The following is a 22,679-nucleotide window of genomic DNA, read 5'->3' on the forward strand; positions in this document are numbered from 1 at the left end:
GGCGGCGTGTTCAACCACGCCGCCGTCAACAGAGGGGAATGGCCGGTCCCTGGGGAGCCGGTCCCGATACTGGGGCGAGTTCATGTTCAAACGTAATCGCAATCTGTCCGTCGCCGATGCCATCCGGACCTGCCGGTCCGCGTTCTGGGGCATTTTCGTCATAAGCGCCGTACTCAACATTCTGATGCTGACCGGTCCAATCTTCATGCTGCAGGTCTATGACCGGGTGCTGTCGAGCAGCAGCGTGCCGACGCTGGTGGTGCTTTCGGGGATCACGCTGGCGCTCTATCTGTTCAGCGGCTTCCTTGATATCCTGCGGTCGCGCGCCCTGCTGCGCATTAGCATGCGGGTCTATACGAGGCTGTGCAATCCGTCGCTGCGCGCCAATATTCGTCTGCCGGTCCTGCTCGGCATCAAGGGATCAGGCGTTCATCCCGGCCGTGATCTCGACACGATCCGTCGGTTTTTGGGGTCGCAGGGTCCCGCGTCGATCTTCGACCTTCCCTTCATGCCGCTTTATTTCGCGCTCGTCTTCCTCATGCATAGCGCGCTGGGGTATCTGGCGCTCGCCGGCGGTGCGCTGATCTTCGTGCTGGTCATCTGCAACGAGTTTTCGTCCCGCAGCCCGAGCAAGGAGGTCGGCATGCGGACCGCCGCACAGTCGAAGGTCATGGACAGCGCCCGGCGCAATTCCGAGGTCGTCAATGCCATGGGAATGCTGGGCAGGCTGTCCGACCGGTTCTCCGAGATCGTCGAGCCCTATTACTATTCCCAGCAGATGGCGACGGACCGCAGCAACTTCTATTCAGGCATCATCAAATTGCTGCGCATGATCCTGCAATCGGCCATGTTGGCTCTGGGCGCCTATCTGGCCATCCAGCAGGAGATCTCCGGCGGCGTGATGATCGCCTCCTCGATCATCATGGCGCGCGCCATCGCACCGATCGAGCAGGCCGTCGGGCAATGGCCGTCCTTCATCGCCTGCCGCCAGGCGGCGGGCCGGCTGAACCAGGTACTCTTGCAGTGCGACGTCGACCAGGGGCTGGAAGGCCTGCCGCTGCCGAAACACGAACTGACCGTTCAGGAGGCGGCAACCAGCGCACCCGGCGAGCCACTGGTGCTGCTGCAGGGTGTCGAATTTTCGCTGCAGGCCGGCGACGGCCTCGGCATCATCGGCGGCTCCGGTTCAGGTAAGACCAGCTTCGCCCGCGCACTCGTCGGGGTCTGGCCGGTATTGAAGGGCGCCATTAGGCTGGACGGTTCGACGATCGACCAGTGGAGCGATGAGGACCGCGGACGGCTCATCGGCTATCTGCCCCAGGATGTCGAACTGTTCGAGGGAACCGTCGCCGAGAACATCGCCCGCTTCGACAAAGATGCCGATGTCGTGGCAATCGTTGCCGCATCGAAGATGGCGGGCGTGCACAACCTGATCGCTGGCCTGCCGGAAGGCTACAACACCATGATCGGCGACGGCGGCGCCCGGCTTTCCGCCGGCCAACGCCAGCGCGTAGGTCTTGCCCGTGCGCTGTTCGGCAATCCTTTTCTGGTCGTGCTCGACGAACCTAATTCCAACCTTGACGTTGAAGGCGAACAGGCGCTCAGCCGAGCAATCGTCGATATTCGCGAGCGTGGCGGCATTGTCGTTGTGATCGCCCATCGCAGCAGCGCGCTGACCGCAGTCAACAAGATCCTGATTATTCAGAATGGTCAGCAGGTCGCATTTGGGGACAAAGACCAGGTCCTCTCCAACGTCTCTATCCTCAATGGCTCTATGCAGTCAGGAAAGGCGGTTGCCAATGCCGTATGATCATCTCGACCGGACCATCACCGGTGCAATCCGCAAGCAGCTCTTTTTTGCCATCGGCTTGGGCGGGCTGTTTTTTGGCGGGGTCTGCACGGCGGCCGCCTATGCCGAAATCAGTGGAGCCGTTGTGGCCGCTGGCAAGATCATCGTGCTCGGCCGAGCCAAGCAGGTCGAACATCCGGACGGTGGCACCATCGCCGAAATGGTCGTGACCGAAGGCGACCATGTGGAGGCGGGCGCGCTCCTGTTTCGCTTGGACGGTACGATGGCTCGCGCCAATCTCGGAATCATCGAGGGGCAACTGGCGCAACTGATGGTCCAGGAGGCGCGCCTGCTGGCTGAACAGGCAGGCCGCACAGGAATAGATTTCCCGGCCGAACTGTCCTTCGTTGCCGAAAATCGCATGACATTGCTGACCGAAGCGCAGAAGATGCTCAAACTGGCCCGCCAGGTGACGCGCAGCAGCCAAAAGTCCCAACTGGAAAAGCAAGTCAGCCAGTTTGCCGAACAAATCACCGCGCTCGAGGCACAGCGAAAGGCGGTCGACGAGAATGTCGCGCTGGTCGACGAACAGTTGCGCCGCTACGACAGTCTCAGCGCCCGAGGTCTCATTACCCAGGCCCAACTGATCGCCATGCAACGGGAAAAGGCGTCCCTGGTGGGCAGTCAGTCGGCATTGACGGCGGAAATCATCGAGACGCAGCAGGCCAAGACGCAGGCCGAATTGAAACACATTCAGGTGGACGAAGCCTTCTACGAAAGCGTGCTGACAGAACTCGACCAAAAGCGCCCCGAAATCGCCAAGCTCAGCGAAGAGCGCATCGCCGCCCAGGACAGGCTGCGTCGGCTCGATATTCGCGCGCCCATTGCTGGTTCGCTGCATCAGCTCAACATCCACACGATCGGCAGCGTTGCAGCGCCGGGGGAGACTCTAGTGAACATCATTCCCGACGACGATGAACTGATCGTCGAGGCAAGAATAGCGCCGGCAGATGTCGATCAGGTTTCCACCGGTCAGGACGCGCGTATCCGGCTCTCGGGATTGAACCAGCGGGTCACCCCGGAACTGGTCGCATCGGTGATCGATATTTCGCCGGACCTGACCGTCGAGGAACGGACAGGTGCGAGCTACTATCTTGCCCGCCTGCGCATCCCCGAAGCGGAAATCGCGAAAGCCGGAGAGACGCTGCTGAAGCCAGGCATGCCCGCCGAGGTTTTCGTGCAGACCGAAAGCCGCACGATCCTGTCCTACATGATTAAGCCGCTTTCCGACCAGGTCCGCCATGCGATGCGCGAGAGCTGAGACAACCATCCCGAACGCAATGACCGAGAAGGCAAGAACGCCATGGAAAACCGGCTATCCGACGTCCAAACGATCGCCAATGAAATGATCCGCCGAGGCGAGATCGGCGTCGACAATGCCGACGCGGAAGTTTCCAGAATAGTCCGCGTCGAACGCCATGTTCCGAACCGCAGCGCGGCGATCGTGCCCACTGCGGTGTCGTTCGGTCTCGACGAGGAGATCCGCAAGCTGAACCTGCAATTGGAGACGATCAGGCGCTCGGTGGAATTTACCGAAGCCCAGGTGGCGGTCAATCGCGCCGGGACGGGCCGTAAGCAAGACGAGATCAGAGCAACGCCGCCTGCCGGGAAAAGAAGGACCGGGCCATTGATCGTTGGCACCAATCTCATCCTATCGGGGCTTTTGTTCGCCGAGATATATGGTGACTTCGTCAGCAAAATTGGTAGTGAATTCTATCGAGCGACCCATGCGCTGATCGGATCCTTTTGATCTCGACTCGTGCTCATCAGGGCCAAAATATTAACTCTAGGGGACCTCTTGGAACTTGAGCATGTATGCGAGGAGGGAGGCGGGCTCAACCATTTGGTCGAAGAAACCTCGTCCCAACAAAAATCTGACTAGGTGGGAGGTGCAGGGAGCAATTGGGAGCATCTCGCTGAAGTCGGTTTCACTACCGCTGGCTTCCTCGCTAGCCGCTTCAAAGCATCGGTTGCACCGTTGCGTACCAGTTTGTCGGTCCGTTCGTCCTCCGCGAGCCGGCGTAGCTCCGCGAGACTTCGGTATTGGTGATCACCTCTTTCTTAGCGCAAAGACTGATCACAACGTCGCTCAACACGTTAGACCACTGGGAGGCGTCAGCCCGCGCTTTCTACACTGCAACTCGTGCAAGAAGTGGACGGTAGCATCCTGCGTGGCAACGATGCCTTTTCCGGGCTCGTCGGGATACCACTCCCGTTTTGAATGAACTCCCTTCGCCGACTTCACGCACCCGGACGACCTGCAAGCGGACTTAGTCCGCTTCCGAAAAGTGCTAGCAGGCGGGCGGGACGGCTATACGACCGAGAAGCGCTACGTGCGCTCTGATGGCCGGATCGTCGAGGTCATCATACATGTCGCCGTCATGAGCGATAGCTGCGGCAAGGTTGTTCGCTTCATGTCGCAGATCGAGGACATCACGATCCACAAGCAGCATGAGCGTGAACTTGCGGAGAAGACAGTTCAGTCCCGCTGACCCCGTTCCATAACGCGTCTACGCTGGACGGGATGCCCATAATGCAAATGGCATCGATTATCAGAGGCATCGCGAGATCGCACCGCTTACCGTTGGTGCTTATCGGTTCAAGGCGCCTAACCCTGCGGTTGATGTCCGCACGCGTCTCCGAAGCGACTGAAGCGCGTGGGTCAAGACTTATTCAAGGGCGCGTCGTCTAAGGCTGTCGATGACTTCTGCAAAACTAGTGGTTTTGCAGAAGGTGCGCTTCCTCAAAACCCATGCCTCTTCAGCAACTCAACAGCTTCAAACGCGACCTAATGCCACGCGAACGTGTTTACGCCGAGCACCTATGCCAGCCACGATGTCTGGATGCGAAACTGCCGAGGAGAATGCTTCAACACCCAATAGACCATCGTAGTTAGCCTCTCTCAGACTGATCAGGAAAGGTGAAAAGTCGAGGGTGCCGCGAGTGAGAGGAGCTCTGTGGTTCTGATCGATCTCGAGGTGCTCAAGTGGGAACAGTTCAGGGCGTTCAGCCGTATTTTGACGGCGTTCATCTGTTGGTGACGACGGATGCTCCAGACCAGCCCCCGCCGACAATAATCAGCTGATGAGATAGCCGCCATCCACGGGCATGACCGTGCCGGTCACAAATGACGCGGCTGGGCTGCAAAGGAAGGCTACGGTTCCGGCGATATCCTCCGGCTTGCCCCAACGAGCAAGCGGCGTGCGGTCGAGTATGGGTTTCGATCGAGCCGGATCTTCCTGCAGCGCTCTGGTCAGCGGGGTGGCGATCCAACCTGGAGCGATCGCGTTGACCCGGATGCCGTCTGGGGCATAGGCAATCGCCAACGATTTCGTTAGCTGCGCTACGCCGCCTTTGCTTGCACTATAGGCCGGGACAAGGCCACCGCCGAAGAAGGACAGCATGGAGGCCGTGTTGACGATGCAGCCGGCGGTTTCGGCCAGCTTGGCCCGTGCTGCCGTGCAAACTCGCATCGTTCCCGTCAGGTTGATCGACAGGACCTTCTCGAAAACGTCTAGCTGATGCTCTTCGACACGGCGGATGACGCCGGCGCAATTAACGACGATGTCCAGACGGTCGAGACCCGCGATCAATTCAGAAACGGCGGCATCGTCGCAGACGTCCAGTTCCCGAGCTTCCATCTTCAGATCGGCAGGAGTGGTGAAGGTGTCGGCACCAAGTCCCGCGGCGTAGACACTTGCGCCGAGCTCGGCGAGATACCTCGCAATTGCTGCGCCGATGCCAGTAGTGGCGCCGGTGACTAGTGCCGTTTTTCCGGAGAACAATTCCGCTTGGAAGGTCATTTGAACAATCTCGTGTAATAAACCATTGCTGGGTAGATTGCGCCGTCGGCGAATGGGACTTCATCGCCCCGTACCGACGGCGCGAGACGATCAGCGAATGAACTGGTCTACGTAATCGGCACCGAGACCGATCTGTTCGTAATGGGCGCGGCACATCTCGATCTTGGTGAAGACGTCCTCGTAGCCGTTGTTGTTGCCCCAGGGATCTACGTAATACATGCAGCCGTTCACCTGAAAATAGGTGATCATCTCCTCGACACCCTCGTCGACCACGAGTGTGTGCGTTTCGCCAGGTGGCTCGAACGCGTATGAACCTTCAGTCGCAACCCAGTCATGTTCCAGATAGCGCCAGCTACCCTTCAGCACGAAGGCATGGACCGGGCCCGGATGCCGATGGCGGCTAAGAACGCCCGACTTGCGGACCTTCAGAAGGTTCATCCAGTAACCTGCCGAACGGTTCAGACACAGCGGTCGGAACCATACATTCTCAGACTGCGGCACCCAGATCCGATCATCCGTCGGAATGGCATGCGGCACGACGAGATCCGGAAGGATGCCCTCCGGCTGCGGCTTTTGATAAGGCATGCGCCGAATTCTTTCGGCCTCGATCTGCTCTGGTGAAAGGTTGTCCATTATCTCCTCCATCGTTCGATCTTTTGACCGTAGAACGGCCGGAACCTCGCTTGAGATCTCTCTACTTAAGGCACCACGCGACGCAGCGCCGAAGCCTATCACCTTCAAACTTGACAATCATCAGATGAATGTCAACTATCATCGCATGAATGGGAGAAAACATCTGATGCCTGGAGCCGCGCGCGTCCGTCGTTCGGATAATGTGCTTGACCAATTAGGTGGCGACATCGCCGCGGGACGGTTCGAGCTAGGCCAAGCGATCCCGATCGAGAGCGAGTTGATGGTGCTCTACGGCGTCGGGCGGTCATCGGTCCGCGAAGCCATTTCCACACTCGTTGGGCTCGGCATGGTCACGACGGCGCCCCGCCGCGGCACTACCGTAACCGACAGGAGCGAGTGGAACACGCTCAGCCGAGACGTGCTCCGTTGGCTGATGGACAGCAAGGTCATGACGCCCGGCATCCTTGAAGCCATCGATGAAGCCAGACGGGTTTTCGAGCCAGCTTCGGCCGGCCTTGTTGCTCGCCGTGCGACGCGGCTACAGGTCATCGACATAGAGACGGCCTATGCCAGGATGGAGGATGCAGCGCGGCGCGGCGATGCCGAGGCGGCAGTAGTGGCGGACCGCGAGTTCCATCTCGCCATCCTGAAGGCAACGGGCAACCCTATCCTGCAGGCGTTCGACAGCGCCATCGACAGCATATTGGGCCTGCTGTTCGGCGTGACTGCCAATCACATGGAAAATTTTCGCGCCAATCTTGGCAATCACCTCGCAGTGCTCGAGGCGATCCGCAAGCGCGACGCGGCAGCCGCCGAAAAGGCGATGCTCGATACAATCCAGTTCACGACCGAGAAGATGAAGGTTGCGAAACTAATAGGATAGACGAAAGGCATAGAGGAGGAGAAACCAGTGCCAGTATTGAAAAGTCTGATGATGACCACCGCAGTTTTCGGGGTTTCGGCAGGGGCGGCTTTTGCGGAATATCCGGAAAAGGCGATCACACTAATTGTTCCGTGGGCTGCCGGCGGCGGCACTGACGCTGTTGCGCGGGTGCTCGCAAGCGGAATGGAGAAGGAACTCGGCGTCTCGGTCAACGTCGTCAACAAGCCGGGCGGCGGCTCCGTCATCGGTCATTCGGAAATGCTGACGACAAAGCCGGACGGCTACACGCTCGGCTTCGCAACGGCGGAGCTTGCAACCTTCTATTGGGCCGGCCAGAGCCAATACAAGGCAACCGACTTCAACCCCATTGCGCTCGTCAATTTCGATTCCGGCGCCTTCCACGTTTCGACCGCCGGTGAGTGGAAGGACGTCAAGGGGGCGCTTGAGGACATCAAGTCGAAGCCGAAAGGCACCTTCACGGTGACCGGCACGGCAACGGGCGCCGCCTACCATCTCGCCTTTGCGGGCTTCCTCAAGGCCAATGGCGTCGATCCTCTGGCGGTCACGCTCGTCCCGTCCCAGGGCGCTGCGCCAGGGTTCCAGGAACTCGCTGCCGGTGGAGCCAACGTTGTACTCTCGTCCCTGCCGGAAGGCATGTCGATGATGCAGGCCGGGAAGACGAAGCCACTGGCTGTCTTCGCCGAAAAGCGCATCGCAGCCTTCCCGGATGTTCCGACCGCTGAAGAGGCCACCGGCGTCGCCTTCACCGGCGGGACCTGGCGCGGTGTTGTCGGCCCGCAGGAGCTGCCGGCTGACGTGAAGAAGAAGCTTTCGGATACGGTCGTGAAAGTGGCGAATTCAGAAGAATTCACCAAGTTCATGAACGACAAGGGCTTTGGCAAACGCGTGCTGGATTCCGAAGGGTTCGGTCAGTTCCTGTCGGAGCAGTACACGCAGATCGGTTCGATCATGAACGACCTGGGCATCGCCCAGCGCAAGGAGTAGCACCATGCGCCTGCCAGATTTCTGGACGGGCCTGGCATTTGCGATACTCGGCGTAGCAATCGCAGTGCTGGCCCAGGGATTTCATGTCCCGGCAGGCGCAGCGTCCCCAAGACTTCTTCCGACGATCATCGGAAGCGTGATGGCCGTCCTAGGCGGCCTGATCGCGCTGCGCGGTTGGCGCAGCGCAGGGGATGTCGCACTGCCCGAATGGATTTCGTCGCCACGCCAGGTCGCCCTGCTCGCCTTCATCCCTGTCGCGATCATAGCTTACGGGCTATTGGCGCCGGTGGTCGGCTCCATCGTTATGGCGATCGTCATCGTCACGGCTCATTGTCTTCTCTACGGCGTGCGGCCGCTTAAGGCGGTGATTGTAGGCGTGGTCGCCAGCATCGTCGTGTCAATGGTGTTCAGCCACTTGCTTGGAATTCCGCTTCCTGAAGGCATCGTGGAGGAGATAATCGGATGACCGCTTTCCTTGATGGACTGAATCTCGTCATGTCGGCCGACGTGCTAGTCACCATGGTTGTCTCGGCCTTGTTCGGTCTTTTCGTCGGCATGATCCCCGGCCTCAGCGCCACAATGGCCGTTGCCCTGCTCGTGCCGGTGGCCTTCACCCTGTCCCCGGTGGCTGCACTTGCGACGATCATCACCTGTTCCGGCATGGCAATGTTTGCCGGCGACATTCCGGCAGCTTTTCTACGCATACCCGGAACACCAGCCTCCGCAGCCTATACGTCGGATATGAACGAGTTGGTGAAAGCCGGCCGTTTGGGCGAGGCGCTCGGCCTGTCCGTCATGTCGTCGGCAATCGGTGGTATCATGGGCACGATCGTCCTGATGTTCGGCGCCCCGTTCCTTGCCGATTTCGCGATGAACTTCTCCAGCTACGAATACTTCTGGCTCGCACTACTCGGGCTATCCTGCGCAACGCTGGTGGCGGGCGATGACGCCCTGAAGGGCTGGATCGCCCTGATGATCGGTCTCTTCCTATCGGTGGTCGGGCTAGACTTCGTCACCGGCATCCAGCGCTATACGTTCGGCAACATGAACCTGCAGGGCGGCATCGGCTTCATCTCCGTCATGATTGGAGCGTTCGCGCTGGCCGAGATCTTCAGAAAGGCAGCGAGTTTCGACAACGAGAAGCTCGACACGAAGATCAAGATCACCGGGAACCCTTATCCCAGCGCGGCGGTCCTGTGGCGGGAGCGCAAGCATATCGGCCGCGGGGGCGTCATCGGGACGTTGGTCGGTGCGCTGCCAGGCGCGGGAGCAGACATTGCGGCGTGGGTGACTTACGCGATCTCCAAACGTTTCGCGCGCGAGCCGAAACTGTTCAGCAAGGGATCGACCGAAGGTGTAGCGGGCGCCGCGTCTGCCAATAATGCAGCCCTCTCCGGATCCTATGTGCCGACCCTTGTGTTCGGCATTCCAGGTGACTCGATCACGGCCATCGTGGTCGGCGTTCTCATCCTGAAGGGTATCCAACCCGGGCCGCTGGTCTTCGTCAACTCGGCGGACATGGTCAATGCGATCTACATCATCTTCCTGCTCGCCAACATCATCCTGATCCCGCTCGGCATCGCGTCGATCTATCTCGGTCGCTTCGTGATCTCCGTCAGGGATGCCATTCTCTACCCACTGATCCTGTTGCTTTGCATCTATGGCGCCTATGCCGTCAGCAACAACATCTTTGAACTTTGGGTGGTGTTGGCCATCGGCATTCTGGTCTGGATTATGCAGGAGAATGATTATCCCGCAGCTCCACTAATCCTCGGTCTGGTCCTCGGGCAGGTGGTAGAGCAGAACTTCATGTCCTCGATCATCAAGGCGAACGGTAATTACATCAACTTCTTCAACCGTCCCATCTCCGGCACGCTTGGAGTGATAACGCTGATCGTCTGGACATATCCTTTGGCCGCGGCGTTCATGAAATGGCGCTCGGCCCCGTCCGACAAAGAGACAGAAGAGTCGTCGAGTTCCAACTGACGTCATGCCAATGGCATGCCCGGCCCAGGGCCTGCCTCCTCTTCACGCATGGAGCTCACATTCCATCGCACGGCCATGCGTCGATTACGGGCAGCTCTACTCAACGAAGTTGCGGGGGAAGGATAATGAAGGCAGTCGTCTATAACGGTGCGGGCCAACTGGTCGTTGAAGATCTCGAAAGCCCTCAGGGCGAGGGAGTGCTGGTCGCGGTGGAAGCCTGCGGCATCTGCGGGACCGACCTGACCATATTCGCCGGCAAACATCCGCGCTCGAAGGCGCCGCTGGTGATCGGCCATGAATTCGTCGGGCGTATCGCTGAGTCCGCGCCGGGTAGCAATCTTGCCTCCGGCACCCGCGTGACCTGTTTCCCGCTCTATTCCTGCGGTGAGTGCGAGGCTTGCACGACCGGTCTCGGGCATGTCTGCGAGACACTACGCCTCGTCGGCATTGATGGTCCAGGCGGCATGACCGAAGCTGTCAGGCTGGCGCCGGAGTTGCTCTATCCGATTCCGGAGAATCTGCCCGCAATCGTTGCTGCACAGGCGGAACCCGTCGCGGTCTGCGTCCACGCGGCCACTGTCGGCGGGATAAGGGGAGGCGAGGCGGCTGCGATCATCGGTGCCGGACCCATCGGCATGACGCTCGCGATCCTGCTTCGCCAGCGTGGCGTTTCGCAGATCGTCATATCCGACACAAATCAGGATCGGCTGGCCGCCGCCCGCGAATTCGGTTTCAGAACGATTACGGCCGGCGAGAGGCTGACCGATGCGCTTGAAGGGCGGTCCGGTTTCGATGTCGTCTTCGAATGCGCAGGCGTTGCCCCGGCAGTAACGGCGGCAGTGGCGAGTGCCAGGGTTGGCGGTAAGATCGTTATCGTTTCGATCCACAAGATCCCACAGCCGGTCGACCTGCAGGCGCTGTCGTTTCGCGAATTGAAAGTCTTTGGCACTCGTGTCTATACTCGGCGGGATTTCGCAGATGCTATTGCGCTCCTTCCGGCTATGGCTGACGATCTCGCAAAGATGGTATCAGCGACCATTCCCCTCGATCAGGTCCAGGACGCGTTCGAGAGACTGGTCAATGGGGCGCCAGATCTCAAAATTGTCGTGGCGATGGGTTAAAGTTGTGCCGCTTATAGTGCGGTGTGTGGGCCCAGCACTCAACAAATCTGACCGCTAGCCTCGCGTTTTCATTACCTAGTCTTGTCTGGTCCAATGGCCACTGGCGGCTGTTGGTCCTGATCCTGTCAAGGCGGCGTCTAGGCAACGGCGCAACCGCACCTGCTTCGGCCGCTCCCGCCACTTAGCCTGGATGAACCGACGCTTGTTCTCTTGAGATAGATAGCTTGCTGCTCCGACTGTACGGTTTCTCCGTAACAAGGGGGGCATCTCTCTCGGATATAGAGTGGGAGCTTGCAATGAATTCCGAAGCGATTAGATACAACGCCTGCGAAACCTCTGGCTAAGCACACCGATGGAAATCCGCCGAAATGCTGCTGCTGTTCCTGAAATGCGCTCTTCTGGGCGTGATCATCACAGCGCCGGTAGGACCGATCGGAATGCTGTGCATCAATCGTACACTGGATCGGGGCTTTCTTGCCGGATTCTCCTGCGGGCTGGGTACCGCAGTCGGCGATGCTAGCTATGCGCTGGTAGCGGTTACCGGCGTTGCCGCGTTTACTGAGACAATATCTGTTACAAAGCTGCCTCTGGCGATTTGCGGCAGCCTGCTTCTGCTCTGGCTGGGCTATCGCGGCCTGACGGCGAACCTGGTCAAACCCGCCAAGATCGGTGCCGGAGGCCTGTTTGCGACAGTGGCAGGGACCTTCTTGCTGACGGTCTCCAACCCGGCGACGATCCTCTCCTTCGGAGCGCTGTTTGCTGGCTTCGGACTGCTCGACGAGACCAGCCGGTTCGGCTCTGTGTTGGTCGTCGGCGGGGTGTTCGCGGGTTCACTCGGCTGGTGGTTCTGCCTCAGCGGGGTGGTCAGCCTGGCGCGTGATCACCTTTCCGAGACTTTTACCAGCAAGGTCACCCGTGGAACCAGCTATTTGCTCATCGCCTTCGGTGTGGCGGCGCTTGGCTCAGCCGCCTACACGCTTGTCACATGAGCGCCAGCACGATAGTGAGCGACCGCGTTTTAGGCCGATCGCGCAGGTGGACCTGGCCCGAAGCCGCAGCTCCTCACGGGTCATGAACACCTTGAACGAAACACAGCCGTCAGCAGCAAGCGCCGGCAGTTCCTAGCTCAAGAGCGTGTCCGTCGGACCGAAACGATCAGCGGGAAGCTGACATCCGTACAGCAATTGCCCTGGGCAAGTTGGTGACAGGTACACAGCGCCGAGTGCATCGGCCTGTACATTCCTCAAGGCAGATGGGCATGATCGGGGTGTGCCACCGGAGATTGCCGACCGGGCTTTGAGCATCGTCGCAGGTTCCTCCTGGGTTTGTCGCAGCGACCGCCGCGCGACCGCGTTTCTCGTAGCTAGGCTTCCATCCGCTTGCCTTCAACCGGTACTGGCGCCCCCCATATTCTGGTTTTTTGCTGCCTTTGCGCATAGTCCCTACGGGAGACATCGGAGCAAGTTGAACAACAATCCCCTCAGATCGGTGCAAGCCAGATGTTGACGTCAACAGCTTGATAGAGCGTGGAGATGGTCAGGTTCTGTCGCCGCAACTTTAACGAAGCGGGCCAGTTAGAGCGCCTTCAGGGTACCAGAGGAGGCGAAGGTGAGGAACACATTGGCTTTTGCGATGGTGGGCACATTGCTGCTTCCGCATCCGAGCGATGCTCAATCAACGAGCAGCAACCGAACCCTTCCACAAAGTCAGCCTGATAACTCACGATCAGTTGGAGAGGAAACGGGTGGAACACCGGATAGTCTGCCTGCCGGTGGTACAGGACAGCCTGCATCCCCCGCCACGCCATTCCTATCGGCGCCGATGGCGGGAGATGCGCTTTTTACGGACCTCAAAGGCAGCCCGGTCAGGAGTGCCGACGGTGAAAACGTGGGCGAGATCAGCGATGTGCTCATCGGCTCCAATGGGTCGCTCAACGCCATTATCGTGAGCATTGGTGGAATAGTCGGCTTGGGTGGCAAGGAAATTGCGGTGCCGGCCGACACCTTCAAGGTCGGGTCGGATCAGACTTCTGGTAATAACAATGAACCGCCAGCCCCCACGTCACCGGATGGAACCTCCTCCACTCGCGGAGCCGGCCATACGGGTGGCGACCAGTCGAACACGGCTGAGAACGGTGCTGGAGCCAATGGCGGTCAGCCCGCTGCTGACGGCCGATCCGCTGCCTCGTTGCAGAACCTAGTCATCCTAGATGCAACGCGCGGGGAGATCGATGCAGCTCCGGAATTCGAGCGTTGAGCGGGGAGCCTGAGGACGGGCAGATGCTCCAGCTTGCTGCCATCCATGAATAAGTTGTCGAACTCCATCCGCCAGCAGAAGCAATCAAGGCCAAAACAAGGACGGTCGCTATGTTAGTAGTCATTCTCGGAGTGATCTCCTTGCTCTTGGGAGCCGTCATCGTCTTCCAAGGCGTCCAACTTGCCGCAGTCGGCGGGAGTTGGTTTTATATCGTCATGGGTTTGGGACTGATGGCTGCCGGGGTGCAACTCGTCCGTCGCCGCCAGTCCGGGATGCTGATCTACGCGCTGCTGCTGATCGTCACTTTCCTGTGGACCGTCTACGAAGTCGGATTTGACAAGTGGCAATGGATACCGCGCGGTGCCTTGCTGACCTTCATCGGATTGATCCTGGCCCTTCCTTTCGTGCCCAATGGATTGAAGGATCCTCGTGCGTCGCGCCCGTTCAGGCCGACTAATGGCCTTCTTGCCCTGCGTGCCACGATCGTCGTGATCATCCTACTCGGCATCGTGTCCTGGTTTTACGACCCACGCCTGGTCCAAGGAGAACTGACGGAACAAACCGCGCAGGCTCAACCGGCAGTTCCCGGTACCCCCACCTTTCCTGAAGCGGATTGGATCGCCTATGGCGGGACGAACTTGGGCCAACGGTATTCCTCGCTCGCGGATATTACGCCGCAAACCGTGCCAAATCTGAAGATTGCCTGGGAGCACCACACGGGCGACATCAAGACAGACGAAGACCCAGGCGAATTCACCTTCGAAGCAACACCGCTGAAGGTAAACGGCCTTCTCTATTTCTGCACACCGCACAACATCGTCGAAGCTCTTGTTCCCGAAACCGGCCACGTGAAGTGGAAATTCAACCCAGAACTGAAGCCGGACACGTTCACGCAGCATCAGACCTGCCGCGGTGTCTCCTACAACGATTCATCCAATCTGCCGGCTGTCACGCCGGCGGCGCAGACCCCAGCGGCGGGCGCTGCTCTCGCCTCCAATTCCTGCCCCCGGCGGGTTATCTCGACGACCGTCGATGCGCGCATGTTTGCCATCAACGCGGATACGGGAGAGCTCTGCCAGGAGTTCGGTGACAAGGGTTATGTTAATCTTCTGGATCAGATGCCGGTCCTCAACCGCGCCTCGTACATGCAGACCTCGGCGCCTCTCGTCACCAAGAACCTGATTGTCATCGGCGGCGCGATCTCCGACAACTACTACGAAGATAACACATCCGGCGTCATACGCGCCTACGACGTTCGCACCGGAAGGATCGTCTGGAAGTTCGACGCCGGCAAGCCAACTGAGACAGCACCGTTGCCGCCCGGCGCGACTTATGAAGCAAATTCGCCAACCGCCTGGGCGACGCTTAGTGCCGACGAAGCCCTCGGCTTGATCTACGTCCCGTTCGGAAACAAATCGCCCGACCAGTTCGGCACGAACCGGACGGACGAGGACGCAGCGTTTGTGGACGCGCTGGTGGCGCTGGATATAAATACCGGCGGCATGCGCTGGAAATTTCAAACGTCCTATCATGATCTATGGGACCGGGATAATCCCTCACAACCGACGCTGCTCGACCTTCCGAAGAACGGCCAGCCGGTACCATCGATCATCATACCAACGAAGGGCGGCAACCTTTGGGTTTTGGATCGTCGGGACGGGACGCCGGTTCTTCCGGTTCATGAGGTTTCCGTTAAGACCGATACGGACGTGCCGAACGAGAAGCCGTCGGCAGTACAGCCGGTATCATCGCTTAACTTTACACCAGCGCCTCTGCGTGAAGCCCAGATGTGGGGCGTGTCGCCGATTGACCAGATTGCCTGCCGCATCACCTACAACCGTCAGCGTTACGATGGAAATCCTTGGACTCCGCCGACACTCAAGGGCTCGCTGGTCTGGCCCGGCAATATCGGCGTGTTCAACTGGGGTTCTGTCGCTGTTGATCCTGTCAACAAATGGCTGATCGGCACGCCGCAATATCTGCCCTATCTTTACAAAGCTTATCCGCGCTCGCCGGAAGATCTCAACCGGCGTTTGTTTACCAAAGAGGGGGAAAAGCCTGGGAACGAGAACCTTGGCGGCCCCTTTGGCATCAGTATCCAGCACTTTCGCTCGGCACTCGGCCTGCCATGCAACGCGCCGCCATGGGGCGAATTGGTGGGCGTCGATCTTGTTACCGGCAAGACCGCATGGAAACATCGTCACGGGACCGTCAAGGACCAGAAGATCTTCGGTCTGGCGTGGCCAATCCCCATGCCCATGGGCATCCTGGCGCACGGTGGCACCCTGACCACTGCCGGCGGTGTGTCGTTCACTGGCGCCACCCTCGACAATTATCTCCGGGCCTACAATATGAAAACTGGTGAGCAAATCTGGCAGGCGAGGCTTCCCGCGGGCGGCCAAGCGACGCCGATGACCTACCGAGGAGCGGACGGCAAGCAATATATCGTCATCGCGGCTGGCGGTCACGGATCCATCGGCACGACGCCAGGGGATTCCCTTATCGCTTACCGGCTGGATTAGCAGGAGGGGTGATCAAGTAGGACTAACAGGCAATATTCAAGTTGCGGTAAATAAACGTAGGTGATTGAAATCTTGCGAGCCCGCGTCATCTGTGGTCCGATTCACTTCAAGGCGGAAAAGATTGGCACAGGCGGGTCTCATAACCTCGGTATGACGATCGTTCCGACCTTCGTTGTGGAGCAGCGTGATGCAACCGGAGCAGGTTTGAAGTATAAGGAGACTTGCCTGCGTCGGTTAAGGGCGCCTGCTTGACTAGTCGCTGCAAAGCGGTTGGCCGGCTAGATCAACGGCTGAGCGATAGACAAGCTTGCCATGCCTCACTTATCAGTCGCAACTGGTGTTACGTATCGGGCGTCAGCGAATTGGGGCTCATTATCGCGTATGAGTGATAATAACATCGATATGGTAGGAGATCATTTACTATAGCTCAACGGCTTACGATCTCGGAACTGCACAAGACCCTGTTGCGGCCCATATCGACGCCAGCAGCGCTTGCGCCCGCCTCGACGAGCGCATCGCCCGCTCGCCGGTTGGAGGCAGCTTCCTCAAGCGATGCCACCTCACTGACGTTAGACGATTCCTTTCGCTACCGCTCTGAAAACTCAATCAAGGTCTCGCTTTGACTCCTCATGTCGAAGGTGATGTTGTTCGATTCAAAACAGACGTAGAAATTATAGCTTAACGATATTCGATATACTCGAGTACAAAGAACTATTATTAGCCGTTAGGCACCAGTTGCATTAGACAATCGCCAATATTAGTTGTCTCCTACATTCGATCAACGTGAAGCGTCAGTGTGGCTGCTCAACCCTACGAACGTTCACTGGAGCCGCTTCGCGAGAGTGGATCAGCTTTGTGCCACGAAGGATCTGAAGCCGCGTCCTTTCCTCCAGTTGTCTGTGCCGCCGATGGCGCTTCGCCAAGTCAGCGAACGCCAACGTGCGCCTGCGGGTATCCATCCGAGGTGGGCCGCGGGACTTGGGATCTCGCGCGTGGTAGCATAGCAGAATGGAGATCGACGAGGACAAAATCGATGACGCGGTCCTGGCACTGTTATGGCTGACGCTCCACGATGAGCGTTGCGCCTGGAAGGGATTTGATTGGACGACGACGAACCGGTTGCACGAGAAGGGACTGATCTGTGATCCGGTGAACAAGTCGAAGTCGCTGGTCCTGACGGACGAAGGTCTACGGCGTTCGGAAGAACTGTTCCGCCGGTTGTTTGCACGGTAAAGTCCAGTTTCGGCCTTCACCCACAGCCGGCGTTCAGGTTTTGCGGCGCGCTTTTCGGGCCCATTTTGCAGCAAGGTCATCGACGTCTTTGTTGAGCTGCGAGAAGTTGGCGGCGGCGGGATAATAATCGCTGCCGCCCCACCATTCGAGGATTTCGGCATGTCGCTCGTGCGCCGGGTCTGTAAGCGCCTCGCGGAACTCCTGATAACCCCATGGACCACCGACGTCTTCAGGCGGGCAGTGTCCCGTTGCTTCGAGGAGCATCGGTCCTTCCGTGCCGACTGCAGGAAAGGTGCGCTCGATCTTGATGCTGTGTTCCCAGCCGTCGCCAAAATCGTATAGGTATTTGAACGATTTCGCACCGGTGTCCTGGACTGCCGACAGCAGCGAGACCCTGCGGGCATCGATCGGACCATCCCCCCATTCCTCGTCAGGCAAACCAAAGCCGACGTCACGCATGCGGAATTCGTAAAGGTGGCTGTTGGTCCAGCCCATCGCCGCCTGCAATACCTCGTGCAGCCGACTGAGCCTGATGGTGAACGGCACGACAACACGCCGCATCACTATCGGCTCGACATGATCGAGGGTGACCTTCAGGCGGACGACGGAAGCCACCATCGTCAGGCCGCCAGCATGACGGTTGCCGGCGATGCACGTTTCCACTCCCAGGGCAGCAGTTCGTGCAGGCGCGTGACAGGATGGTCGGCGATGCGAGCCAGGACATCGGCAAGCCACGCCTTTGGGTCGACATCGTTGAGGCGGCAGGTGGTGATGACGGTCAGCATGACAGCGGCACGATCTGCCCCACGCTGGGAACCGGCGAAGGTCCAGTTCCGTCTTCCCAATGCGACACTTCTCAGCGCCCGCTCGGCTGCGTTGTTCGTGAGGCAAACTCTCCCGTCCTCGAGGAAGAGGGCAAAACCATCCCAGCGCTTGAGCATGTAGTCGATCGGCTCGATGACCTCGGACGATCTGCTGAGTGTGGCGCGTTCCTTCGTCAACCACTCGTGCATGTCATCGAACAGCGGCTTGCTCTTCTGTTGCCGCACAGCCAGTCGTTCTTCGGCGCTCAAACCGTTGATCTGCCGCTCGATCTCGAACAACTCGTCATAGCGCTTGACGGCTTCCAATGCGATCGGCGAGATCGGCTTGCCCTTGCGTTTGCGATCCCGCGCACTTTTCTGGATATCGGCCAGCTCAAAGAATTTCCGCCGCGCATGCGCGTGGCAAAAGGCGAAGGTGATAGGGATCTCTTTCGTTGCGGCAACAGCGATCGGCTCGAAGCCATTGTAGCAGTCGCTCTGCAGAATGCCGCCGTATCCAGCCAGGTGTTTCTGCGGATGTTCGCCGCGCCGGTCACTTGACGCATAATAGATTGCGGCTGGCGGCGCTGCTCCCCCGAACGGCCGGTCATCGCATACGTAAGTCCATATGCGTCCGGTCGTGCATTTGTCTCTGGCCTGAATGGGAATGGTGGTGTCATCACCGTGAAGACGCTCGGCCGCAAAAACATGCGCCTCGATCAGATCGAAGACAGGCATAAGAGCCGCTGTTGCGTACCCGACCTGGTCGGCCAGCGTCGAGGTCGAAAGATCGATCCCCTCGCATTTGAACCGGGCACTCTGCCGGTTGAGCGGGCTGTGCATGCCGAACTTGTCGAACAGGATCGTCGCCAACAGATGAGGACCGATGAAGCCGCGCGGCGTGGCATGGAACGGTGCCGGCGTCTGGCTGATCGCCTCACAGTCACGGCACGTGAACTTTTCCCGCACCGTCTCGATCACCTTGAACCGGCGCGGAATCTCCTCGAGCGTCTCGGTGACGTCCTCGCCCAGCTTTGACAGGCGCGAACCACCACAGCAGGCGCAAGTCGTCGGCCGCTCGATGACGATACGTTCGCGCTCGATATCGTCCGGCCATGGCTTGCGCACCGGCCGTTTGCGCGTGAACGAACGTACGCTCGAGGTTCTGGCGCTTGCTGCTTTCGCCGCGACCTCATCCTCCGTCGCCGCCGTCACGAGTTCCTCGAGCTGCAGTTCCAACTGGTCGAGCAGGCGCGCCGTGCGCTCAGAGCGCTGGCCTCGCAACTCGCGCCTGAGCTTCTCGATCTTCAATTCCAGAGCAACGATCAGTGCCTCGTTGTCAGAGAGCATCGCCTGCGCATTGGCCGCTTCCGCAACTGCGATAGCGTGTTTAGCCTGCAAGGCTTCATGCTCGCCAAGCAGCGCCAGGTAAGCGCCTACAACATCCGCAGGAAGATCGACAGGCTTCGAGATCATGAAGCCATTCGACCAAATTTCCCCTGTATTTTCAATTGAATAATGCTTAGCCGACCTTCGTCGGACGAAAGGTTTCCTGCGGATGCCTCCAGTCGATCCCGGACAGAAGATAACTGAGCTGCGCGGGTGATATCGCAATCGCGCCGCCCTGGGTAGACGGCCACACGAACCGGCCGCGCTCCAACTTTTTTGTAAAAAGGCAGCTCCCCTGGCCGTCACTCCAGATCACTTTTATCAGCGATCCGCTGCGACCGCGGAACACAAAAAGATTGCCGTCCAGAGGGTTCAGTTTCAGCACCTCCTGCACCCGCAACGCAAGGGATGGAAACCCACACCGCATGTCGGTATGGCCCGTTGCAATCCACACCCGCACATTTTGACCGGAAGGAAGCGTGATCACCGCAACGTCTCCAGCCCTCGCATGATCCGCAGCAGCGCCTCAACGTCGACGCTGCCGTCCACGACCACACGACGGCCGTTCGCCGCGACAATCTCCATACGGCCGGAAGGAGACGCCACCAGATGCTCCATCGCAACAGGTGGAGTGGCCTGCTTCACCGGCACAAAAGCTTCCGGCATGACGAACGCCGGCACAAAACTATCGCTTTGTTTCTGGCCGTGCAAACCCTGGCGAACCGATTTGCGCCAACGGTTCAACAGGGAGCGGCTGATGCCGTACTGACGGGCCGTGGCCGACGCCCGGCCTCTCCCCGCAAAGCTTTCTGCGACAATCCGCAGCTTCTCATCCTCACTAAAGCGACGCCGCCGACCGGTGTTGATCACCTCGATACGGCTCACCCGAGACCCGCTGTCCCCTTCAAAAATCTCCATCTGTCCAACTGTCCTTATGCCTGAGAATAAGGACAGGGTCTGGACAGTTTTATCCAATATTCACAGGCGGTCTCGCTCGGACGGATACGCCTGCGGCGCCGGTTCTCCTGAAGGATCGGTACGGCAAGTCGTCTAGGAATGACCGCGCCGAGAGTGACGAGCGTCGCCTTGCATTAATCGGAACAGCGGCCTTTATTTCGGTAGCCGATAAGCGCCGCCCTCTGGCTGTTGCTGGAGTTATCCGTGGTTTTGACGCCGCGGCCCCGCGCTGTCCCTCGCCGATCGCTCAGACATTGGTGCCCGCAACCTGTCGGGCCGGAAGCGCGATCCGAGCTAGCTCGTCTTCAGTTGAGTTGTTCGTAAAGTTGAGCGCGCGCACGGTTGACCCTGCTTTTCACGGTGCCAATCGGACATCCAATTCGGTGAGCAACATCCTTATAGGACTGGCCCTGGAGCAGGATCAGGTCGAAGGCCTCCCGGTAGTGTTTTGGTAAGCCGAGCATCGCCTTGTGGAATTCCTGTGCGGCTATGCCCCACTCCTGCGGCGCGCTGATTGACGACCTGGCCGAGGCGCAGTCGTCGAGTCCGACCACCTCGCGTTTGGACAAGCCAAACTTGGTGCAGAAGGTGTTGCGTAGGATCGTAAACATCCAAGACTTCAGGCTTGTGCCCTCTTTGAACTTGTCAAGATTGGCGAGCGCACGCACCAGCGTCTCTTGTACGAGGTCATCGACGTTGGCAGGGTTACGCTCAAATCGACGTGCGAACGACCTCAGGGCCGGAACAAGCTCTATCATCTCAGCCCGCACAGGCTCACTTCCAGGGACTTCCGTCATGATGTCCTCTCTCTCCGGATGCGGCTTCAACATGAGGTTGTTTAGATAGTTCCTGATCCATTTTTATTGTTTGACTTCGGGAAGTCCTCAATGGACGGTTCTCGACTGAAATAATCGGGGCCGCTTGATCCCGCGTTTGGCATGCGAATGCCCTCAGCCCAGAGCAACCCTCCCTTGACCCTGCGTCGCGAGTGGTCTCCGGATTGCCGAACGGTAGTGGCTTCGGGCGCGTGCTGATTATGGTCCTGGCCCTAGCAATGATCGCACGTTGCGCAAAACTTCTTCGCCCTGGATGCTACGGCGTAATAACCCTGGCAGCAGCTAGCTGAGACACGTGAAGCCAATATCCGGTGAAGCCGGCAGCAGCCAAGACCCGTTAGGGACTGGCGGGAGGTTCTGGAGTTCCGGGTAAATCCTCACGGCTTCCAGGAGCTGCAGGCAGGCTGTTGTGTGTTCCTTCACGGTCGGGCGGGAGAGTGGCTGTAGACGGCGCTCTCGTCACATATGCGGCAACGACAAATCCGATCAAGATGACTGCGACCAGCACAACCATTGGCAGGAAGGGCATTCGTTTAGTGCGTGGGTCCATCGCAGATCTCCTCGGGAGGAGGAACTGTGTGGCAACTATGATGTTCCCTAGAAGCAGCCATTCCGACGCGGCTGAAACATTACGAAGAGTGGCAGCAGAATACGCCGATACACGCGAGAGGCTGCGATCACTTGCCTCGAGTAAGTTCTGGGCATCAGCAAGCTGTGGAACGCTCGTTGCCTCTTGCCAATCCGCTTCACTCGGTCGCAGACTGAGCCCGTCCAATAGATAATGGGCATTCAGTCGGAAGGAGCCATGGGCAACGAACCGTTGACAAGGATTTGGGTTGTCGGAGCCGTTGCTACCGGTCTCGCTGCATTGGCGGCAGCCGTGGGCTGGATACGCGAGCCTCGGCAGTACCGCTCCTCGCCACCGCTCAGCGCCGCGCTAGACCAGTTCCGCCTCATGCCGAATGGCATCAGCGGGACCCCGCCCGAAGTCTACTTCGCCATGGGCAAGCCGTATGAAACCACGGCCTTCTCCCTCGGCCAGGGCAAGCGGCTTTATTCCTGGTTCGGCTGTTCCGCCTGTCATGGCGAAGCCACCGGCGGGAAGGGGCCGTCCTTTATCGATGGCTGGTGGCTCTACGGCCCATCCATGGTGTCGATCGTGGCGTCGATCCGCGATGGTCGCCCGCACGGCATGCCGGCCTTCAGAAACCGGATGACCAGCGACGAGATCTGGCAGCTTGCCGGCTACATCAAGTCGCTCGGGGCCCATACCGCCAGCGTCACCGCCACCAGCCGCAGCGACGAGAAGATCAACCGTCCGGCAGAGAACCGAGCCCCGGCCTCCATCCTCTTCAACCAGGGGCCCGCGCCCCTGCATCCGGACCAGGGGCCGAGACCGTGAT

At 59.2% G+C, this 22,679-nt stretch carries 20 protein-coding genes and 1 pseudogene; 14 read left to right on the plus strand and 7 right to left on the minus strand.

Going from position 1 to position 22,679, the window contains the following annotated elements; translation table 11 throughout:
• Nucleotides 1-82 precede the first annotated feature (82 nt).
• The 4 genes and pseudogenes from ACR65N_RS20975 to ACR65N_RS20990 form a co-directional block, all read left to right on the plus strand.
• Nucleotides 83-1,810 (plus strand): type I secretion system permease/ATPase, encoded by a 1,728-nt coding sequence (locus tag ACR65N_RS20975; protein WP_440458592.1) that lies wholly within the window; start codon nt 83-85, stop codon nt 1,808-1,810.
• The gene (locus ACR65N_RS20980; protein ID WP_440458593.1) at nt 1,800-3,110 is read left to right on the plus strand and encodes an HlyD family type I secretion periplasmic adaptor subunit; all 1,311 of its coding nucleotides are present in this window, start codon (nt 1,800-1,802) and stop codon (nt 3,108-3,110) included. The genes ACR65N_RS20975 and ACR65N_RS20980 overlap by 11 nt, the downstream gene beginning before the upstream one ends.
• A gap of 42 nt (nt 3,111-3,152) precedes the next feature.
• Nucleotides 3,153-3,599, plus strand: coding sequence for a hypothetical protein (locus ACR65N_RS20985; RefSeq protein ID WP_440458594.1), 447 nt, complete (start codon nt 3,153-3,155; stop codon nt 3,597-3,599).
• Nucleotides 3,600-4,092: 493 nt separating this feature from the next.
• Nucleotides 4,093-4,341: pseudogene (locus tag ACR65N_RS20990) on the plus strand (PAS domain S-box protein); the annotation flags it as partial.
• A 585-nt stretch (nt 4,342-4,926) separates the two neighbouring features.
• On the opposite strand, the gene ACR65N_RS20995 reads toward ACR65N_RS20990, so the two are convergent.
• On the minus strand, nt 4,927-5,652 hold the full coding sequence (locus tag ACR65N_RS20995; protein ID WP_440458595.1) for an SDR family NAD(P)-dependent oxidoreductase: 726 nt from the start codon (nt 5,650-5,652) through the stop codon (nt 4,927-4,929).
• 90 nt (nt 5,653-5,742) lie between these two features.
• Nucleotides 5,743-6,237: a 2,4'-dihydroxyacetophenone dioxygenase family protein gene (locus ACR65N_RS21000; protein WP_440458596.1), complete on the minus strand. Its 495-nt coding sequence runs from the start codon at nt 6,235-6,237 to the stop codon at nt 5,743-5,745.
• On the opposite strand from ACR65N_RS21000, the gene ACR65N_RS21005 reads away from it, so the two are divergent.
• The 9 genes from ACR65N_RS21005 (at nt 6,236) to ACR65N_RS21045 (ending at nt 17,291) form a co-directional block, all read left to right on the plus strand.
• Nucleotides 6,236-7,168 (plus strand): FadR/GntR family transcriptional regulator, encoded by a 933-nt coding sequence (locus ACR65N_RS21005; protein ID WP_440458597.1) that lies wholly within the window; start codon nt 6,236-6,238, stop codon nt 7,166-7,168. The two genes, ACR65N_RS21000 and ACR65N_RS21005, sit on opposite strands and share 2 nt — an antisense overlap.
• A gap of 48 nt (nt 7,169-7,216) precedes the next feature.
• A complete protein-coding gene (locus ACR65N_RS21010) occupies nt 7,217-8,173 on the plus strand; it encodes a tripartite tricarboxylate transporter substrate binding protein (RefSeq protein WP_440458598.1) in 957 nt (318 codons plus the stop codon).
• A gap of 4 nt (nt 8,174-8,177) precedes the next feature.
• Nucleotides 8,178-8,639: a tripartite tricarboxylate transporter TctB family protein gene (locus ACR65N_RS21015; RefSeq protein ID WP_440458599.1), complete on the plus strand. Its 462-nt coding sequence runs from the start codon at nt 8,178-8,180 to the stop codon at nt 8,637-8,639.
• Nucleotides 8,636-10,159, plus strand: a complete 1,524-nt coding sequence (locus tag ACR65N_RS21020; RefSeq protein WP_440458600.1) for a tripartite tricarboxylate transporter permease — start codon at nt 8,636-8,638, stop codon at nt 10,157-10,159. The genes ACR65N_RS21015 and ACR65N_RS21020 overlap by 4 nt, the downstream gene beginning before the upstream one ends.
• 125 nt (nt 10,160-10,284) lie before the next feature.
• Complete coding sequence (locus ACR65N_RS21025; RefSeq protein WP_440458601.1) at nt 10,285-11,280, plus strand: zinc-dependent alcohol dehydrogenase; 996 nt, start codon at nt 10,285-10,287, stop codon at nt 11,278-11,280.
• 368 nt (nt 11,281-11,648) lie between these two features.
• Nucleotides 11,649-12,269 (plus strand): LysE family translocator, encoded by a 621-nt coding sequence (locus ACR65N_RS21030; protein ID WP_440458602.1) that lies wholly within the window; start codon nt 11,649-11,651, stop codon nt 12,267-12,269.
• A gap of 619 nt (nt 12,270-12,888) precedes the next feature.
• Entirely contained in the window at nt 12,889-13,536 is a 648-nt protein-coding gene (locus ACR65N_RS21035; protein WP_440458603.1) for a PRC-barrel domain-containing protein, read from the plus strand.
• A gap of 110 nt (nt 13,537-13,646) precedes the next feature.
• Nucleotides 13,647-16,058, plus strand: a complete 2,412-nt coding sequence (locus tag ACR65N_RS21040; RefSeq protein WP_440458604.1) for a membrane-bound PQQ-dependent dehydrogenase, glucose/quinate/shikimate family — start codon at nt 13,647-13,649, stop codon at nt 16,056-16,058.
• 1,008 nt (nt 16,059-17,066) lie between these two features.
• Nucleotides 17,067-17,291: a DUF6429 family protein gene (locus tag ACR65N_RS21045; protein ID WP_440458605.1), complete on the plus strand. Its 225-nt coding sequence runs from the start codon at nt 17,067-17,069 to the stop codon at nt 17,289-17,291.
• A 33-nt stretch (nt 17,292-17,324) separates the two neighbouring features.
• Here the strand turns inward: ACR65N_RS21045 and ACR65N_RS21050 are convergent, their stop codons facing one another.
• The 5 genes from ACR65N_RS21050 to ACR65N_RS21070 all read right to left on the minus strand — a co-directional run bounded on the left by ACR65N_RS21050 (nt 17,325) and on the right by ACR65N_RS21070 (nt 21,237).
• Nucleotides 17,325-17,909, minus strand: coding sequence for a plasmid pRiA4b ORF-3 family protein (locus tag ACR65N_RS21050; RefSeq protein WP_440458606.1), 585 nt, complete (start codon nt 17,907-17,909; stop codon nt 17,325-17,327).
• Nucleotides 17,910-17,911: 2 nt separating this feature from the next.
• Complete coding sequence (gene tnpC / locus ACR65N_RS21055; protein ID WP_440458607.1) at nt 17,912-19,570, minus strand: IS66 family transposase; 1,659 nt, start codon at nt 19,568-19,570, stop codon at nt 17,912-17,914.
• A 46-nt stretch (nt 19,571-19,616) separates the two neighbouring features.
• Complete coding sequence (gene tnpB / locus ACR65N_RS21060) at nt 19,617-19,970, minus strand: IS66 family insertion sequence element accessory protein TnpB (protein ID WP_440458608.1); 354 nt, start codon at nt 19,968-19,970, stop codon at nt 19,617-19,619.
• A complete protein-coding gene (gene tnpA / locus ACR65N_RS21065; protein WP_440458609.1) occupies nt 19,967-20,401 on the minus strand; it encodes an IS66-like element accessory protein TnpA in 435 nt (144 codons plus the stop codon). Before tnpA ends, tnpB begins: the two co-directional genes overlap by 4 nt.
• Before the next feature lie 344 nt (nt 20,402-20,745).
• On the minus strand, nt 20,746-21,237 hold the full coding sequence (locus ACR65N_RS21070) for a sigma-70 family RNA polymerase sigma factor (protein ID WP_440458610.1): 492 nt from the start codon (nt 21,235-21,237) through the stop codon (nt 20,746-20,748).
• A gap of 844 nt (nt 21,238-22,081) precedes the next feature.
• On the opposite strand from ACR65N_RS21070, the gene ACR65N_RS21075 reads away from it, so the two are divergent.
• Entirely contained in the window at nt 22,082-22,678 is a 597-nt protein-coding gene (locus ACR65N_RS21075) for a c-type cytochrome (protein ID WP_440458611.1), read from the plus strand.
• The last annotated feature ends 1 nt before the right edge of the window (nt 22,679 follow it).

Source organism: Rhizobium sp. SAFR-030, from assembly GCF_059415005.1.

Coding starts and splice junctions, on each gene's coding strand:
- ACR65N_RS20985 (WP_440458594.1), top strand. CDS start 3,153: ATGGAAAACCGGCTATCCGACGTCCAAACGATCGCCAATGAAATGATC.
- ACR65N_RS20975 (WP_440458592.1), top strand. CDS start 83: ATGTTCAAACGTAATCGCAATCTGTCCGTCGCCGATGCCATCCGGACC.
- ACR65N_RS21040 (WP_440458604.1), top strand. CDS start 13,647: ATGTTAGTAGTCATTCTCGGAGTGATCTCCTTGCTCTTGGGAGCCGTC.
- ACR65N_RS21010 (WP_440458598.1), top strand. CDS start 7,217: ATGATGACCACCGCAGTTTTCGGGGTTTCGGCAGGGGCGGCTTTTGCG.
- ACR65N_RS20980 (WP_440458593.1), top strand. CDS start 1,800: ATGCCGTATGATCATCTCGACCGGACCATCACCGGTGCAATCCGCAAG.
- ACR65N_RS21045 (WP_440458605.1), top strand. CDS start 17,067: ATGGAGATCGACGAGGACAAAATCGATGACGCGGTCCTGGCACTGTTA.
- ACR65N_RS21050 (WP_440458606.1), bottom strand. CDS start 17,909: ATGGTGGCTTCCGTCGTCCGCCTGAAGGTCACCCTCGATCATGTCGAG.
- ACR65N_RS21070 (WP_440458610.1), bottom strand. CDS start 21,237: ATGACGGAAGTCCCTGGAAGTGAGCCTGTGCGGGCTGAGATGATAGAG.
- ACR65N_RS21075 (WP_440458611.1), top strand. CDS start 22,082: ATGGGCAACGAACCGTTGACAAGGATTTGGGTTGTCGGAGCCGTTGCT.
- tnpA (WP_440458609.1), bottom strand. CDS start 20,401: ATGGAGATTTTTGAAGGGGACAGCGGGTCTCGGGTGAGCCGTATCGAG.
- ACR65N_RS21005 (WP_440458597.1), top strand. CDS start 6,236: ATGCGCCGAATTCTTTCGGCCTCGATCTGCTCTGGTGAAAGGTTGTCC.
- ACR65N_RS21030 (WP_440458602.1), top strand. CDS start 11,649: ATGCTGCTGCTGTTCCTGAAATGCGCTCTTCTGGGCGTGATCATCACA.
- ACR65N_RS20995 (WP_440458595.1), bottom strand. CDS start 5,652: ATGACCTTCCAAGCGGAATTGTTCTCCGGAAAAACGGCACTAGTCACC.
- ACR65N_RS21015 (WP_440458599.1), top strand. CDS start 8,178: ATGCGCCTGCCAGATTTCTGGACGGGCCTGGCATTTGCGATACTCGGC.
- tnpC (WP_440458607.1), bottom strand. CDS start 19,570: ATGATCTCGAAGCCTGTCGATCTTCCTGCGGATGTTGTAGGCGCTTAC.
- ACR65N_RS21000 (WP_440458596.1), bottom strand. CDS start 6,237: ATGCCTTATCAAAAGCCGCAGCCGGAGGGCATCCTTCCGGATCTCGTC.
- ACR65N_RS21025 (WP_440458601.1), top strand. CDS start 10,285: ATGAAGGCAGTCGTCTATAACGGTGCGGGCCAACTGGTCGTTGAAGAT.
- ACR65N_RS21020 (WP_440458600.1), top strand. CDS start 8,636: ATGACCGCTTTCCTTGATGGACTGAATCTCGTCATGTCGGCCGACGTG.